11 protein-coding genes are annotated in these 16,250 nt (G+C 60.2%); 3 read left to right on the forward strand and 8 right to left on the reverse strand.

Annotation, left to right across the window (positions count from 1 at the left end):
• Positions 1–7: 7 nt before the first annotated feature.
• The 6 genes from nifX to nifH form a co-directional block, all read right to left on the reverse strand.
• Entirely contained in the window at positions 8–505 is a 498-nt protein-coding gene (gene nifX / locus AC0L2D_RS27340) for a nitrogen fixation protein NifX (RefSeq protein ID WP_473543312.1), read from the reverse strand.
• Positions 471–1,853, reverse strand: a complete 1,383-nt coding sequence (nifN, locus tag AC0L2D_RS27345) for a nitrogenase iron-molybdenum cofactor biosynthesis protein NifN (RefSeq protein ID WP_473543314.1) — start codon at positions 1,851–1,853, stop codon at positions 471–473. The genes nifX and nifN overlap by 35 nt, the downstream gene beginning before the upstream one ends.
• Positions 1,850–3,352: a nitrogenase iron-molybdenum cofactor biosynthesis protein NifE gene (gene nifE / locus AC0L2D_RS27350; protein WP_473543316.1), complete on the reverse strand. Its 1,503-nt coding sequence runs from the start codon at positions 3,350–3,352 to the stop codon at positions 1,850–1,852. The genes nifN and nifE overlap by 4 nt, the downstream gene beginning before the upstream one ends.
• A 62-nt stretch (positions 3,353–3,414) precedes the next feature.
• Positions 3,415–4,956 (reverse strand): nitrogenase molybdenum-iron protein subunit beta, encoded by a 1,542-nt coding sequence (gene nifK, locus AC0L2D_RS27355; RefSeq protein ID WP_473543317.1) that lies wholly within the window; start codon positions 4,954–4,956, stop codon positions 3,415–3,417.
• A 133-nt stretch (positions 4,957–5,089) separates the two neighbouring features.
• A complete protein-coding gene (nifD, locus tag AC0L2D_RS27360) occupies positions 5,090–6,592 on the reverse strand; it encodes a nitrogenase molybdenum-iron protein alpha chain (protein WP_063171297.1) in 1,503 nt (500 codons plus the stop codon).
• Positions 6,593–6,684: 92 nt separating this feature from the next.
• Positions 6,685–7,578 (reverse strand): nitrogenase iron protein, encoded by an 894-nt coding sequence (gene nifH, locus AC0L2D_RS27365; protein WP_027162766.1) that lies wholly within the window; start codon positions 7,576–7,578, stop codon positions 6,685–6,687.
• Between the two features lie 630 nt (positions 7,579–8,208).
• Between nifH and AC0L2D_RS27370 the strand changes: the two genes are divergently transcribed.
• Positions 8,209–9,426, forward strand: coding sequence for an MFS transporter (locus AC0L2D_RS27370; protein ID WP_473543319.1), 1,218 nt, complete (start codon positions 8,209–8,211; stop codon positions 9,424–9,426).
• Between the two features lie 940 nt (positions 9,427–10,366).
• Here the strand turns inward: AC0L2D_RS27370 and AC0L2D_RS27375 are convergent.
• Entirely contained in the window at positions 10,367–11,575 is a 1,209-nt protein-coding gene (locus AC0L2D_RS27375) for a DUF418 domain-containing protein (RefSeq protein ID WP_473543321.1), read from the reverse strand.
• A 1,616-nt stretch (positions 11,576–13,191) separates the two neighbouring features.
• Between AC0L2D_RS27375 and AC0L2D_RS27380 the strand changes: the two genes are divergently transcribed.
• Both AC0L2D_RS27380 and rpoN read left to right on the forward strand, forming a co-directional pair.
• Entirely contained in the window at positions 13,192–13,725 is a 534-nt protein-coding gene (locus tag AC0L2D_RS27380) for a redoxin family protein (RefSeq protein WP_473543323.1), read from the forward strand.
• 178 nt (positions 13,726–13,903) lie between these two features.
• Positions 13,904–15,313 (forward strand): RNA polymerase factor sigma-54, encoded by a 1,410-nt coding sequence (rpoN, locus tag AC0L2D_RS27385; RefSeq protein WP_473543325.1) that lies wholly within the window; start codon positions 13,904–13,906, stop codon positions 15,311–15,313.
• Here rpoN and AC0L2D_RS27390 read toward each other — a convergent pair.
• A complete protein-coding gene (locus tag AC0L2D_RS27390) occupies positions 15,292–15,933 on the reverse strand; it encodes a nitrogen fixation protein NifQ (RefSeq protein WP_473543327.1) in 642 nt (213 codons plus the stop codon). The genes rpoN and AC0L2D_RS27390 overlap by 22 nt on opposite strands.
• Positions 15,934–16,250: the final 317 nt, after the last annotated feature.

Raw genomic sequence — 16,250 nt, forward strand, 5'->3', positions numbered from 1 at the left:
CCTTATTTCAGTCGTCGTCCTCAAAGGACGGTTTCTGTTTCGCGACGCCTGCCTCAGCCAGGACCTTGCGCAGCCAAGGCGGAGGGCAGGTCCTGAGCATTGTCTGCGTGCGAAACAGCACCTCTTGGATGCTTTGAGGCTGCCGCACCTTGATCGGATGGATTTTTGCCGAAACAAGCTTGGCTGCCGAAGGTCCGCCGATCGCCAGGCAAAACAGGAGGTGGCAGCCCTTCAGCGCTTCTACCTTCGGAGTGATACGGTCGTCCCTCTCGGCCCGATGTTTCCCACTTTCGTCGGAGACGTCGTCGAACTCGATGACTTCCACGAGCTCCCACTCCTCACGCGTCATGTCGTAGATAACAAAGCGCTTGGCCGCCCCGAAATGGGCATTGAGTTGCTTGACGTCCTGAGTAGCGATTGCCACCCGCAAGGCGCCTGCTTGTCGTTCACGCATCGGACGGTGAACCTCGTCAGTGACGAGTGAGAGGCGACGCATCGGGCTCACCTGGCGTTTGCCGCCTGCGGAATGGATCAAGCTCCTCAGGCGTCGGCGCGCGCCGGTCGGCCTGGAACAGGTTGGCAACCTCGAAGATCAGATCACGGGTTCCTTGATAGAGGATCGAGAGCTTGTGCTGGCTGCCGAGCCGGTCGAAGACGGGGAAGCCGATGCGCATGAGCGGGATGCCAAGGCGTTGCGACGCCTGGCGTCCGTGTGAATGGGTGACCAGAAGATCCGCGCCGCCCGCAAGCGCTTCCAGATCGCCGAGATCGCCGACCTGAATCGACTCTGCCGGTACCTTTTCCAGAATTTTCGACATATCGGTCGTCGTGACCGCCGCCGTGATATCGGAGCCCAGGTCAACGAAGAAGGTTGCCAATTGATAGAGTTGGTCTGGTTCAGCAGCGATCGCAATTTTCTTGCCTCCGAAATGGAAATGTCCGTCGAGCAACGCATCCTGCAATTGCGCCCGCCGGCGGCGGACACTTGCCGGCACAGGCTTGCCAGAAATAGCCGACAGCAGGGAAAAGAGCTGATCGGCGCCCTTCAATCCAGTCAGCGACTGAAACAGCACGTAGGGCACGCCGGTCGCCCTATACAGGACCTCGGCGGGGCGGCGCATATGCTCGCCGACGGCGATGCAGTGACCAGCCGTGCCGAGCTCGCGGATATCCTCGATGCTCGTACCGCCATAGGTGGTCGGGACCCAGTGGTCTGGCACGGTACCGTCGAGCGAGCCTGAGAGGTCCGGGAAAATCACCGATTGCAGCCCAAAGCTTTCGACCATCTCGCGCAAATGCTCGATGTCAGCCACGGTGAGATTCCAACCGGGCAGGATTGCGATCTTCTCTTTCTTGCGCGCCCGTTCGCCTGGTCGCGTAATGCCTTCCATCATCGCGGTGACAGCTTTGGCCCAGCCCTGTTCGAGGGCGCCGGCGAAATCCGGCGTGTTGGCCAGGACGATCTCCGTACCCGCGAGTTCTGCCGCGCGTTTCAGTCTGATTTCGGCGATGTCGCCTGCCGAATCTTCACCACGGGTTTCCACCAGGGCCGTCGTGCAGACCCCGATCAGCTTTGGCTTCGTGCGGGTCTTGAGATTGAGGATCGCCTCTTCCAGATTGTCCGACCCGCCGAGGATGGTTGTTACTTCATCCATCGCGGTGGTCTGCAGGGGGATCGTTTCCTTGAAATGCCGCACAAGCAGCACGAGGGCGAAGCTGGTGCAGCCCTGAGTGCCGTGGAACAGCGGCACGGCGCCGTCGATGCCGAGAAAGGCCAAGACTGCACCAAGCGGCTGTGACGACTTCAGCGGGTTGACCGATGCTGATTTGGTCTGGGGGAGGATACGGGTCATCGCATCTCCTCAACATCCACCCAATTCGACGGCGTCTTGCCGGCGGATTTTCCGACGGCGTGCAGGTTCTCGGTGTCGTTGCTCGTGCCCGGCAGTTCGTCCTTCACATGGGGTGGGCAATCCCACGGAGCGCGCTCGCGCACTTGGGCCCAGATCGGGTTGTGGATGGCGAGGTCGATCTGCCGCACGAGTTCCACCATGCCGTCATAACCGGAATAAGGGTGCTGTCGCTCCTGGTTGATGTCGAGCCAGGGCGTCTTGGCCTTTAGCGCGACGAACTGCGTGCGCCCGCCCGACAGCATGATATCGGCGTTGCCTCCAGAGAGCATGGCGTAAAGGTTGCGCGCTGGCATCTGCTCGAATGTGTGCTTGTCGTCCTTGAGGACCAGTTTGATGCGCTCCTTGTCTTCGACGGTCGATTTCTTGACCGAGGTGCCGACGATCTCGATCCCGATCTCCACCAACGCGTGGACGACCGACCAGGACTTGACACCACCCGTGTTCAGCAGCACCCGCTTGCCTTGGAGGCGGGCCCGGTAGGCTTCGAGCTTCTTCCATGCAATCGCCTCCTGCTCGGCGATCAGCGTCTCTGTGCGGTCCAGGATCTCCGGATCGGCTCCCTTCCTCACCAGCAGCTCAGCGATCTTGCGGAGTGCTTCCGAAGTGTCCGAAATCCCGTAGAAGGAGCCTTCGAAGAAAGGGATGCCCCAGCGCTCATCCATCTTGCGAGCTAGATTGATGAGGGCCGTCGAGCACACGACCATAGCTGCCCGAGCTCGGTGCGCGGAAGCGATGTCGAGATAGCGCGCGTCGCCCGGGATGCAGGCGCGAATCCGGATCCCGAGCCGGTCGAGGAGCGGCTTTATCAGCCAGAATTCGCCGGAGAGGTTGAATTCGCCAAGTATGTTGATGTCGTGCGGCCCGGCGTCATCGGGTTCCGCCGTGCCGATGACATGGTCGAGCAACGCCTCAGCGGCGAGCTTGTTGCCGAGATTCTTGGAACCGGCCAGGCCCGGCGCATTGACCGGGACCACGGCCAAGCCGAATTTTTCGGCGGCGCGTTTGCAGACAGCTTCGATATCGTCGCCGATGAGCGCCGTCACGCAGGTCGAATAGACAAAGACTGCCGGTGGCGCATACGCCTCCTTGATTTCGCGGATCGCCTTGAAGAGCTTCCGCTCGCCCTGCCCCATCACCACCTCGAGTTCGGTGAGGTCCGTCGTGAAGCTGGTGCGCCACAAGCTTGGCCCGGACGAAGCTGCACCGCGGTTATCCCAGGAATTGCCCTCGCAAGCGAGCGGCGCGTGGACCAAATGCGCAACGTCGGTAATCGGCTGCAGGACGATCTTGGCTCCGTCAAAGGCGCAACCGCCCGCTGCCGCTCCTGGCGTCAGCGCCCTTGCGCAGCCCTGCTTGCGCGCCTTGGCATCCTTGCCACGGTTCTTGTCACAGGCGGGCTCGTCGAAAACGTCCTGGACCTTCGCACTGAGCGAGCTCATCACGTCAGTCCCCAAAGCCAATTGGCAATAAACCGCCTGGGCTAAAAGCCGGTCCGTGTCTTTTAGCGGGTGAGGTCATAGGAATAGTCCGTCACGCCCGTCTGGCTCGTCTCGCGATCGAGCTTGTCGAAGATCTTGTCGAGGATGGTGGTCAGAACGCGTAAGCCGCCCTGATAGCCCATGAGCGGAAAGCGATGGTGGTGGTGCCGGTCGAAGATCGGAAACGTCAGCCGGATCAGCGGCGTGCCGGTGTCGCGCTCCAGATACTTGCCATAAGAATTGCCGATCAGCAGGTCCACTGGCTCGGTGAAGAGCAGCGACCGCATAGCCCAGAGGTCCTTGCCCGCCCAGACCTGAGCGTCCTTGCCGAAGGGAGAGGATGCAAGCAGTTCCTTCAACTCGGCTTCCCAAGTCGAGGTGCCGTTGGTGGCGAGGCAATGTGTCGGCTCGCCGCCCGTTTCCATGACGAAGCGGGCCATGGCGTACACGAAGTCAGGGTCGCCGTAGATCGCGTATTTCTTCCCGTGCAGCCAGGACTGGCTGTCCGCCATGGCATCAATCAGTCGGCCGCGCTCCAGCCGGATTGCCTCGGGGATTTCCTTGCCGGAAAGCGCCGAGACCTTCATCAGCAATTCGTCAGTCGCCTGGACGCCGAGCGGATAATGGAAGGAAGCCGTGGCCTGCCCAACTTGCCCACAATAGTCCAGCGTTTTTCGCGTGTTGTAGTGCTGCAGCGAAAGCGTTGCCTCGGCGTCGAGTGCCCCCCTCACCTCTTCGATCTTCGTGCCGCCGTCGTACATGCGGTATTCCCCGTCCGATGGGGTGTCGAACTGGTCGGACGCGTCCTGGATGAAGGTGTAGGACACACCCATTACATCGAGCAGACGTTTGAGCTCCCGGTTGTTGCCAACGCAGAAACCGTCGAAGCCCGGAATGACGTTGATGCTTCCCTTGGTTTCCGTGCGCTGCTGGCCTTTCCAGAAGTGCTCCAGAATGCCCTTGAGCATGCCGTCATAGCCGTCGACATGGCTACCGACGAAGGCTGGCGTGTGGGCAAAGGGCACGTCGAAGTCGCGTGGGACCGAGTTTTCGTCTTTGGCGTTCTGGATGAAGCTGTGGAGGTCGTCGCCTATGACCTCGGCCATACATGTCGTCGACACTGCGATCATCTTCGGGTCGTAAAGTTGGTATGTGTTGGCGAGCCCGTCGACCAGGTTCTTCAGGCCGCCGAACACTGCCGCATCCTCGGTCATCGAGGAGGAAACCGCCGAAGCAGGTTCCTTGAAATGGCGTGACAGGTGCGAGCGGTAATAGGCCACGCAGCCCTGGCTGCCGTGGACGAAGGACATGGTCCGCTCGAAGCCCGCGGCCGCGAACACCGCGCCGAGGGGCTGGCAAGCCTTGGCGGGATTGATCACAAGCGCTTCGCGGGCGAGGTTCTTTTCGCGGTACTCCCAGGTCTTGGTAAATTCGCCTTGATCGGTAACGATCTGATCCGGGTGCGGACATTCGAAATTCAGCTTCTTCTCGGCGAGCATTTGCCTGTATTCCGGCTCGCGGAACAGGGGAGCGTGGTCGAGAATCTTGTCGGCCGACTGCGGCATTGGTATTCCTCTTTTTAATCTGGCCGCGCTATCCGGCAGCTCAGACAGGTCGAGACGTTTCCGGTAACCGCGAGGCTCACAAGCTCGCGGGGTTCATGGTCTCTCTGGAGAGACCGGACCAAGGACTGGGCGTTTATTCGGCAGCTATCGCCCGCCTAGTAGGCGGGCGTTCTTTCCAAGGAGCGTGGTAGAGATCCCAGACCGGATTGTTGATTGCAAGATCCACGTCACGTGCGAAAATGGCAAAGCCGTCATAGCCGTGATAAGGTCCCGAATAGTCCCAGGAATGCATCTGACGGAACGGAATGCCCATCTTCTGCACCGGGTATTTTTCCTTGATGCCGGAGCCCACGAGGTTGGGGCGAACTCCCTCGATGAACTTCTCCAACTCGTAGCCGGTAACGTCGTCGTAGATCAGCGTGCCGTTCTTTACGTAATGAGCGGTGCGCTGATAATCATCATTGTGGCCGAACTCGTAGCCGGTTCCGACGATGACCATGCCGAGGTCCTCGTAAGCTGTGATGACGTGGCGGGGGCGCAGACCACCGACGTAGAGCATGACGGTATTGCCTTCGAGGCGGGGCCGGTACTTGGAGATGACGGCGTCGACAAGCGGTCTGTACTTGGCGATTACCTTCTCGGTTTTCTCCTCGATTTCCGCCCCGAAATGCTTGGCTATGTTGCGCAGGGAGGTTTCGATCTGGGACGGTCCGAAGAAATTATACTCCATCCAGGCAACGCCATACTTTTCCTCCATATGTCGGCAGATGTAGTTCATCGACCGGTAACAGTGGATGAGATTGAGCTTGGCCTTTGGCGCGCGTTCAATCTCGGCCAGTGTTGCGTCGCCCGACCAGTTGCCGACCACGCGCAATCCTATCTCCTCAAGCAAGATGCGCGAGGCCCAGGCATCGCCGCCAATATTGTAGTCGCCGATCACGTTGACGTCGTAAGTACCGGCCTCGAAGTCGACGTCCTTCTTGTCGAAGACCCAGTCGCGGATCGCGTCATTGGCGATGTGGTGGCCGAGTGATTGCGAGACGCCGCGGAAGCCCTCGCAGCGCACCGGCACGATGGTCTTTTCGTACTCCTTGGCCTTCTTGCGAGAAACGGCCTCGGTGTCATCACCAATGAGACCGATCGGGCATTCGGATTGCACGGTGATGCCGTTGTTCAGCGGAAACAGCACCTCGATCTCGTCGATGATCTGCTCCAGTTTCTTGTCACCGCCGAAGACAATGTCTTTCTCCTGGAAGTCGGAGGTGAACTGCATTGTCCCGAACGTATCGATGCCCGTTGTGCCCACATAGTAATTGCGGCGCTGTGACCAGGAATATTGGCCGCAGCCGACGGGGCCGTGCGAGATATGGACCATATCCTTGACTGGGCCCCAGACCACGCCCTTTGAGCCGGCATAGGCGCAGCCACGGATCGTCATCACCCCGGGGATGGACTTGATGTTCGATTTGACGTCGCATTCGGAAAGGATCTCACTTTCCCCGGTAGCCTCATCCCCGCTCTTTGCGATGTTCAGGTGTTTTTTGCGGCGCTTCGCCGCTTTGTCGGGATATTGCGATAGCACCTCCTCGATAAGCTTCGCATGGAGAGCACCATCATTCTCGTATTCCAGGCTCATGGGACCCCTTTCAAGGTGTCTGATGACGCCCCACCGATGAGGCGCCGTTCTTGGCAAGGCGCCCCAACTCGAGAGGCGACCGATATCGGTCGTTACTGGGCGGCCGTCTTGGCCGCTTCCTTGGCCTGCAGCTCGGCAAGCATCTGCTCGTCGGTTTTCATGATGCCGAAGTCGAGCAGCATCTCCTCGAGCTCCTCCATGGTGATCGGCGTCGGGATGGTGCCCTGGCCAGAATTGGCATGGATCTTCTCGGCCAGCGCGCGGTACTCCCCGGCCTGCTTGGAATCCGGCGCGTACTGGATAACTGACATCTTCCTGAGCTCGGCGTGCTGAACGATGTTGTCGCGCGGCACGAAGTGGATGAGCTTGGAATTGAGCCTGGAAGCCAGGGCTTCAGCAAGGTCGAGCTCACGGTCGGTTTGACGTTCGTTGCAGATCAGGCCTCCGAGCCGCACGCCCCCCGAATGGGCATATTTCAGGATGCCCTTGGCGATGTTGTTGGCGGCATAGAGCGCCATCATCTCCCCGGACATGACGATGTAGATTTCCTGCGCCTTGCCCTCGCGGATCGGCATCGCGAAACCGCCGCAAACCACGTCGCCGAGCACGTCGTAGGAGACATAGTCGACATCGTCATAGGCGCCGTTCTCCTCGAGGAAGTTGATTGATGTGATGACGCCTCGGCCCGCGCAGCCAACACCCGGCTCCGGGCCGCCGGACTCCACGCATTTGATGCCTCTGTAGCCAATCTTGAGCACGTCCTGCAGTTCGAGATCTTCCACCGAACCTTCCTGTGCCGCCAGATGCAGGACAGTATCCTGAGCCTTCGAGTTCAGGATCAGGCGGGTGGAGTCGGCTTTGGGGTCGCAGCCGACGATGAGAATTCTCTGCCCGAGGTCGACCAGGGCGGCGAGCGTATTTTGGGAGGTGGTGGACTTGCCGATGCCGCCTTTTCCGTAAAAGGCGATCTGACGCAGACCTGACATTATAGATTCCCTTCCTTTTCCATCGTCGCGGCTTGCCCGCACTATGAATGCCGATGGGCAGCTCATGCCGCCTCACACCGAGAGGGTCTCAAGACTCGTGCCAAGTAGACTGGGCGATAACGAACAGGGATTTTTTCTTTAGTGTCTCGCGAGTTAGCCTGAGCGCCAACAAGTGTTTGCTGCCAAACAAGTGATTGTCGCAACAAGCCCTGTAGCGGAGCCGACATTGCCCGACACAAGGCGTCAGCTTCGAAGCCGACACCGGAAGAACTTGGGCTTTCGAGCCAGAGCCCACTTTTTGCTGCGTACGGGCGGCGGCAAAGCGATCGGCTTGCGCGCCTCCATCGCGGGTCATCAGACGTGCCTGCCGGCAGCTGGTTGCGCATGGCTGGTTCGAGACTGGCCCCGCGCAGTCGGCATGGAGCATGCGTGATGCTACGACTACCGACGATCAGATCCCGCCCGACCCGGAGAAACCGGCACTGATATTGCACGCGGCGCTGTCACAACATGTCGGGCAGCGATGAACATTCCCTTCGTGCGACGCCGCCGGCAAGGGCGTGTCTGGCATGAACGCGGTCAATGCAGCCAACCCATGTTGCAGTTGCACCCAAGCTGGCGAGCATATTCATGACCCAATCCGCGACAGGCTTCATGGAGACTTTTCTGCACGGCCCAGAAAACCCGGATCGACGATCTCGTCCCGCATGGGGCGCGGTCATATCGCTTGGCCTGGGCACCTTCGGGCTTGTGGCGGCTGAGCTTTTGCCTGCCAGCGTGCTGACGCCGCTCGCGCATGATCTGCATATCACAGAGGGTGCGGCTGGACAGACGATGACTGCGACTGCGATTGCCGCGGCGATTTCGGCGCCGACAATCGCCTTCATAACAAAGCGCCTCGACCGCAGAGTCGTCCTGTGGGCGATGATGCTGCTTCAGATCCTATCCAACCTTCTGGCGGGGGTGGCCTGGTCGCTGCCGGTTTTCCTGGCGGCACGCGTCGTGCTCGGCATTGCGCTTGGAGGCTTTTGGTCGATTTCGGCATCGCTGGCGGTGCGGCTGGTTCCAAATCACCTCCTGCCGCGCGCCCTATCAATCATCCTCACCGGCGTTTCGGTCGCTATCGTTTGCGCGCCTCCAATCGGCGCCTATGTCGGCGACATCTGGGGATGGCGAGCCACCTTCATGATCGCCGCAGCCGTCAATGCCGTTACATTGCTGGTGCAACTCGCAACCCTTCCGATGTTGCCGCCGGTTGAAATGGCTGGATTGCGCGGCCTGCTGCATGTGGTCAAGAAGCCAACCATCAAGGTCGCGCTTGTGGTGGTGCTGCTGGTCGCTTCTGGGCACTTCGCCAGCTTCACCTATGTCCGGGCTTATCTCGAGAAAATTCCCGCGCTCCGGATCGAGACGATCTCGCTGCTGTTGCTCGTTTCGGGGGTGTGCGGATTCTTCGGCAATTTAGCCGGCGCATACCTGGCCAAACACAGCCTCAAGGCAGTCGCGGCGCTGCCGCCGCTGCTCATGGCCATAGCCGCTGTCTCGTTGCTGATGCCTGGAGCATCGGCCTTCGCCTCGGCCATTGCGGTTGCTGTATGGAGTTTCGGCTTCGGTGCAGTGCCGGTGGGGGTACAGACTTGGATGGTGCTGCGCGCCGTTCCCGAGCAGGCCGAAAGCGCCGGTGTGCTGATGACCTCAGCGTTCCAAATTGCCATCGCGGCCGGCGCAATCTTCGGCGGAGTGCTTGTGAATAATGCCGGCATCGCCAGCGTGTTCGCCTACAGCGCAGTGGCCACGTTCCTTGCCGCCCTCACAGTGTTCCTGTTCGGCCCGAAACGCGCAACCTAACCTCTGACGGGCGAGACCTTCAGCTCAGCGCCTGCGACGCAGCCGTACCAGCCGCGCGGCGCTATCCTGCCCACGGCTACTTTGTCGGTCAGGCCTAGTCTCTAAGCCGCATGGATCGCGGCTACTGCCGACGGGGCCTTGACCAGTGCCGTGCGCCTCGCCGGCCTTAACCGTTCGCGCGTCCGGGAAGTGCCTCAGCGTTCGCCCGGGCGGAGTTGGTCAGGTTGCGCAGCCCGGGCGAGCGCGGTCGCGCTTGGCAGCAGGGCGACCGGGCGCCGTTCTTGAGGCGCCGACCGTCCCGGTCTCGATTTGGAACTCCGCGCGAACGCCGGGCCGGCTCGTAGGTCGACTTGTGCGCGCCACCTCATGCGCAACAGTCGCTGCGACCACGGCATTCCCGGCAGCACGCCTGCATGATCCGAGTGTCAATTCCAACCCACGATAGGCTGCGCGAATGCCGACCAAAGAAAAGGCGCAACCAGAATGTCGCTCGCCGAAATGACCTCACGAAGCATCAACTCACTGTCAGCTCGTTAATCCTCTCTTTGAGAGCGACCTGACCAGCTTGCTGTCGACGGCAAGCGAATGCGATGTACGGTCATCCGTGGCCCAATCAGCAAGCTCTACCAAGCCAGGGACGCGGTATGATCGACCGACGCCGATAGCTTTGGCAAGCACCTGCGCGCATGGCGCCGCCTGATCGCAATGCGAGTTCGCTTCAGCGCCGGAACGGGCCTATTCGCTGGAACAACCTCCGTGGAAATCGACAGGTGTCCTTCGGTCTGAAATTAAGGACTTTGGGAGATGCATCAAACACATCGCGCAAAAGCGCCAGCATACTCGAAATTCGTTTCGTCAAAGCCGCGCGCAGGGCAATGGTTGCAAGATTTGGCGATTGCCCCCAGATGGTACCGAGCAGCCGCGACATTTTAGTTATCAGCTATGTCGGCCCATCGGTCAGGTTCGCTTTCTTTGGCGTGCGTAACTGTCGATCCGAAAGTCGGGGCGACATGGTGTTCAGCGGACGTCGCGTCGCTCGATCGACGATCCAACCCATCAGCGCTTCCATCGGTCCTCGCTGGAAGAAGCGCAGCCAGAGCACCGCGAAAGCGCTTACAACCACGATGAGGCCAAACAGCGCGGACAGTGAGTGAGGTCTTCCAAGCATATATATTCCCAGAATGTGCAGAAGATAGGCCGTCAAAGGCATCGAGCCGACCGCGATTATAGGTGAGACCAGCTTTCGCATGAACGGGAGCGCATCCATAGCAAGCGAGCAAGCCGCCACGATGATCATTGCGCAACCGGCGCTGCCAAAAATCCAAAACGTCGTCTCGCTATGAGGCGAGGCAATCCATAGCCAACTCGTTGTGAGATCGTCCAAGTCCAGCCACCACCAGGGCTGAGGAGTCAGCTCAAGTTCTTGCAAGTTGGCCAGCTCTGCGCTTACCCCAGGCATCAAATGCAGCGCGAGCCAGGATCCTCCAAAGCCCAACACGGCCAGCGCGACGCCGGCTACACCGAGGCGCAAATGCATTGCGCGCGTGCGAAGGTCAAAGCGCGCAATGGCCATGCCTGCGATCAGCAAAGGAACCCAGGTCAAGGCGGGATAGGTGCCGCTGACCAGCAGGGTGAACACCTCGGGGTCTGAGCGCCCGGAGCCAAACATTTTGAGAAGGAGGAAACGCACCTGCGGGAGAACCAATGCCGTTGCCGCCGCGAGCAATCCGAGCCGCTGTGCGCTGAGCCGACATAGCGGTAGGACCAACAGGAAGCAGACGCCGTAGTATGCCAGAATGACCGAGACGGGCGCGTTGACATAGGCGAGGATTTCGCCAAGGGCGAGCAGGATAAGGGCGCGAATTACAACCTTGGCAATGGCCTGTCTACCGGCTAGCGCCGATTTCGGCGGGTTGCGGCCGGCAATCAGGATGAGCGAAAAACCCGTTAATACGGCAAACAGGACGGACGACCGCCCAAAGGGGAATTCCATCATACGCCCGGCCAGTCCGTCGCCCCTGCCGGGACCGACATGGACGGCACACATGCCGAAGACGGCCAAGCCGCGAGCAAGGTCGATGCCGATCAGCCGAGCCGCAGGCCACCCATCTCGTGACCCGTTCTCCAAGATTCGGTGCGGCACTGCCATGGTGGGTTCCTTTTGTGTCCATCGCGGGAACCGCGATAAGGGCTTGTCGGCTGCTGCCGTCCTCTCGCCCCGGGCGCAAAGCTCGTGCCAATGGCGGTTCGAGCCTAAAGCCTGCCCGCAATCACGGACGTGGGTCGCCTAGCCTGTGGCGCGGACTCGATAACCGGCACAAGTGTCACGAAGCCGACGTTTTGCACGGATGAGCGGTCCGAAAGATCACTGAACAAGGACTATCCGCGACCAGCACGCTTCCGGGCCTCGGCCAGCTTCAGCCGTTTGGTGAACGGCTGGCCCTAGCCACCGTCGCCAGATGATCTTCAAGATTCGCCGAACAGCAGCGGATCGGGTTTCGGCGCCTGCTGGACGTGAAGAGCCGGGGAAGCGCTTGCGCCTCGGTGCGACCGAGGCAAGCACACTTGGCCGCAATTGAGGCCATCGGCTCACCGGGCCGGTCCCACCTGGGTCGGTAGGGGCTACGCCGAGTTGGAAGCGCGGTGCTCGACAAGAGGGAATCGCCAAGGTGACTTGGCGGGAGGACGCCCTGAAAGGGCCGCACCTATATCGATGTTCTGATATTGCAAGGTGTCAGCGCAACGGCTTCACCGTTGCAATTACCCCGACAGCTTCATGGCATCGAACTCGTCCCACGGGAGGAGCCGACGAGCTTGGGAGAGTAACCTGCTCTTCAATGGCCGTTTGAAGGTCAGGAAGCGTACGTGCAGCACACTTCGGTGCGAGCCAGCGAGACCGGCCAATCATCGGCAAATGCCGAGTCATGGGCGCAGCCGAGGCTCTCGCTCGAATTGCGAACGTCCCACCGACATATCCGCGACGGCAATTTGCGTGCCCAGTTGGCGCTCCGTTTCCGTTCCGCCCCTTCCCGCTAACCAGCGGCGGCTTGGCGACCTTTCGGTCGGCCTTGCGACAATTCTAGTCCGGTTTCCGACACAGAAGGTTTGAGGGGCGCACACGGCGACACCTTTGGAACGCCAAGCATGTCATCATCGTAGCCGAGCCGAATTCGATTTTCATCGACTCTGACCCGATTGCCGAACAGTGGCCGCCATGGATTGCTGCCACAGGCGTGTGTTCGCGTCAGTCATGCCTCTGCGCACACAAAAACACACTGGGGCGCACTTTGCCCTCGCTGCGGTGCCCTCGGCATAGGCTTACGCTGTGTGGTGCGTCGTTTGCAGGCCGGCGCGGAGCGTAAATATCCGGGCTACACACGGGACGGCTATGGCACGCATCCGGCTTGGCGAAAGACGTCGTCCCGAGCGCGAAGCGTTGGTGCAGAGCAGCTTCAATTGCGATGGCATGCCTCTTGCTCCTCATGCTCGAAGCCCATCGAACACGATGAGGACGGATACCGAACCATGGCTGGCACGCGAAGCTCAAAACGATCGGCACGGGCGGCATTGATTGTCCTCGCTGAAGAGTGCGCATCGCCCGGTTTGGAGATCCGAGCATCTGGAGCCGGGCCGTTCCCCATACACCCGACGGGGGAAAGAGTGGGAATCGCGGGCACCGTCTCGCACCCCGGCAGCACCCCAGCGCGGCAATCCACCAGGCTCAGTAAAATCCAGTGCGCCAGTTTCTTCAAAAGGAGCAAGTTGATGACCGGTCAGAAGAAGGTCCCCTTCGTCACGTTTCTCACGCGCGTTCGCGATGATTCAGTCCAGGGGCCAAATCCGTACCGTTGGGAAGAAAAAACGTCCGACGACTACTTTGCCGGCAAGCGTGTCATCCTGTTCTCTCTGCCTGGCGCATTCACACCGACATGCTCGACCTACCAACTGCCCAATTTCGAAGATCTCTACGAGGAGTTCAAGAAACAAGGAGTCGACGCGGTCTACTGCCTCTCCGTCAACGATGCCTTTGTCATGAATGCATGGGGAAAGTCCTTGGGGCTGCAGAAGGTCGAACTGATTCCGGATGGGTCTGGCGAGTTCACGCGCAAAATGGGCATGCTGGTGGCCAAGGACAATCTGGGCTTCGGCATGCGCTCCTGGCGCTACGCGGCTCTGCTCAACAATGGCGTGGTGGAGCGGTGGTTCGAGGAGGAAGGTTTCTCCGATAACTGCGAGACCGACCCCTATGGCGTCTCATCCCCGCAGAACGTCCTTCAATCGTTGAAGGACGCCGCGTGACCTGGTCCAGATCGGCATGCGCAACTGCGTTTTGCCGACGCTATGGGACGCAGAGGGCGAGGCTCTGAAGCCCGCGGCCCGTGATGTCATTCAAACGTCGCGGCTTTGCAGCGTCGACCTGTGAGAGATCCAATTAGCCACGGCCAAGAGCTTCTTTGACAGGAATACCGAACCGACCATGAAATCGTCCTTCAGCCTCCTTCAGAAACAGTCTCTTGCGGCATCGCCTCAACTGATCGAGTCAATTCGCCTGCTGCAACTGACGCATGCCGAACTGCATCAGTTCGTGGACCAGGAGCTCGAGAAAAATCCGCTGCTGGAGCATGCGCCAAAAGACGAAGGGCTGTCTGGCGAGGCTGAAGGACCAACCTGGGCAGGGTCCCCGGACCTGCCCAGGCAAGGGAAGTCCCAGCCAAACGCTTCAAACGCCACGCCGGGCGAACGTCCTGCTTACGAGGAGTTTGTCGCCCTAGCCGAAACGTTGCACGACCATGTCGCTCGTCAGATCTCCCTCACCGCTTTCACACCGCACGAGCGGGTGATAGCTCATCAGCTTGCCGGTCATCTGGATGACACCGGTTATCTTCGGGTGAGTCCTTCCGATCTGGCTGAGACCCTAAACGTCGGGCTGACTGAAGTGGAACGGGTGTTGGGCGTCTTGCAGCGCCTCGATCCTCCGGGAATCTTCGCACGATCGCTCAGCGAATGTCTCGAGATACAGTTGCGCGAGAAAAACCGCTTCGATCCGGCGATGGCGGTTTTGGTTGCCAACCTTGAGCTGCTTGCGCGACGCGATTTTCAGACATTGAAGCAGCGTTGCGGCGTCGATGAAGAAGATCTTCTCGACATGCTGCAGGAAATCCGCGCGCTTGACCCCAAGCCTGGAAACACATTCCAGTCTGGAACGCCGGAATGCGTCATACCGGACGTATGGGTGCTGCGCTCGCCCGGAGGTGGATGGCAGATCGAACTTGATCCGAACACGCTGCCCAAGGTGCTGATCAACCAAAGCTATGTCGCGGAGGTTTCCTGTCGAGCCGCCAAAAAATCAAAGGACATGACCTTTCTCAATGAATGTCTGCAAAATGCGAACTGGTTGATCCGCAGCCTGGATCAACGCGCCAAGACGATCCTTAAGGTCGCCACGGAAATCGTACGTCAGCAGGATGCTTTTCTGGAATATGGCGTCGCCCACCTGCGGCCGCTCAATCTCAGGACGGTCGCTGAGGCGATCAACATGCACGAGTCGACTGTCAGCCGAGTGACGTCGAACAAGTACATGGTTACCCCACGCGGCGTGTTCGAGCTCAAATATTTCTTCACTGTCGCGATCGCCTCCTGCGAAGGCGGTGACGCGCACTCCGCGGAAGCTGTCCGTCATCGGATCAGAGCGATGGTCGCCGAAGAATCGCTTGATAACATGCTCTCTGACGACGACATCGCTGACCGGCTCAAGGAATGCGGCATAGATCTCGCTCGCCGCACGGTCGCCAAATATCGCGAGGCGATGAACATCCCCTCCTCCATACAGCGACGCCGGGAAAAGCGCTTGTGGCGCGACGGCGATCAAGGGCTCAAGGCCTCGTGACCAGGCGTAGCCCCTAAGTCAAATGTGATGCGTTCTTCGCGTTCGTGCTCCTCCGGGCCGAAGCAACTGTCGAAATCGCGGCATTCCCGGCAATTGGGCGCAGTACATAGCGAAAACCCTTCGGCCTCACAGAGTTTGCGGTAAAAGTACTTCTTCCATTTCATGTTTCGTGTGTTGCCGGCCGCGAGCATTGGAAAATGCGTGGCAAGCAGGCGATTGAGCTCGGCCCGATTGAGAAGACCAAGATCCTGCCACAGATGATCATCGCGCATGGCACGCCGGGCAACGATCTTGGCGAAGCGCGCGCTCGCCGGGTCGCTCGGCCGGGCATGCGCCAGGAGCAGGCCGCGCAGAAGTTCTTCCTCCATGCCCGGCTCAGGATCGCTGACGTCCTCCGAGGCTAAGGCTGCCAGTGCGGTCGCGGACAAACCCCCAGGCAGGACTTGGCGCAGCTCGGCGAGGGACAGGCCTGTCGACTCCGTCGCAGTCGCTTCGCCAGCCTCAACCTCCTTGAGCGCACACGAGAGAACGCAGGCAAGAACATGCTTGTCGAACCCCCTCTCGGGCTCGATGGTGGGGCATTGGCCGGCGCCGATACATGCGTCTTTATGGGCGGACATGGTCCCATACTCCTGGTTTGTTTTCGCGATGCAGCGGCCCTGCCGAGCACATGGGTGCGGCTACCGGGGCACACGCCGGCGCGGGCTCAAACCCAATGCAGCGGGCCGCGGGTCGACCGCATGACCGGCCTCGAGTTGGCCTTCGAGTCACGCGCCAGGCCATGACCCATAGCGTTGTTGATTGCGGGATGATTCGGTCTCTCCCAGTTTCGGTCTGGCAGCATTGTCCCTGGTCGAACTCTCTCAACTGGGTCGGTAAAGCGATCTGATCCGGGTTCGGGATGATGAGGGGCTCTGCCAAGCTCCAGCAAATCGAT

It is taken from the genome of Mesorhizobium sp. WSM4833, assembly GCF_055811095.1.

Excerpts from the sequence above, each read along its gene's own strand:
- nifK (WP_473543317.1), bottom strand. The coding sequence starts at position 4,956 with ATGCCGCAGTCGGCCGACAAGATTCTCGACCACGCTCCCCTGTTCCGC.
- AC0L2D_RS27390 (WP_473543327.1), bottom strand. The coding sequence starts at position 15,933 with ATGTCCGCCCATAAAGACGCATGTATCGGCGCCGGCCAATGCCCCACC.
- AC0L2D_RS27380 (WP_473543323.1), top strand. The coding sequence starts at position 13,192 with ATGACCGGTCAGAAGAAGGTCCCCTTCGTCACGTTTCTCACGCGCGTT.
- nifH (WP_027162766.1), bottom strand. The coding sequence starts at position 7,578 with ATGTCAGGTCTGCGTCAGATCGCCTTTTACGGAAAAGGCGGCATCGGC.
- AC0L2D_RS27375 (WP_473543321.1), bottom strand. The coding sequence starts at position 11,575 with ATGGCAGTGCCGCACCGAATCTTGGAGAACGGGTCACGAGATGGGTGG.
- rpoN (WP_473543325.1), top strand. The coding sequence starts at position 13,904 with ATGAAATCGTCCTTCAGCCTCCTTCAGAAACAGTCTCTTGCGGCATCG.
- nifD (WP_063171297.1), bottom strand. The coding sequence starts at position 6,592 with ATGAGCCTGGAATACGAGAATGATGGTGCTCTCCATGCGAAGCTTATC.
- AC0L2D_RS27370 (WP_473543319.1), top strand. The coding sequence starts at position 8,209 with ATGACCCAATCCGCGACAGGCTTCATGGAGACTTTTCTGCACGGCCCA.
- nifN (WP_473543314.1), bottom strand. The coding sequence starts at position 1,853 with ATGACCCGTATCCTCCCCCAGACCAAATCAGCATCGGTCAACCCGCTG.
- nifE (WP_473543316.1), bottom strand. The coding sequence starts at position 3,352 with ATGAGCTCGCTCAGTGCGAAGGTCCAGGACGTTTTCGACGAGCCCGCC.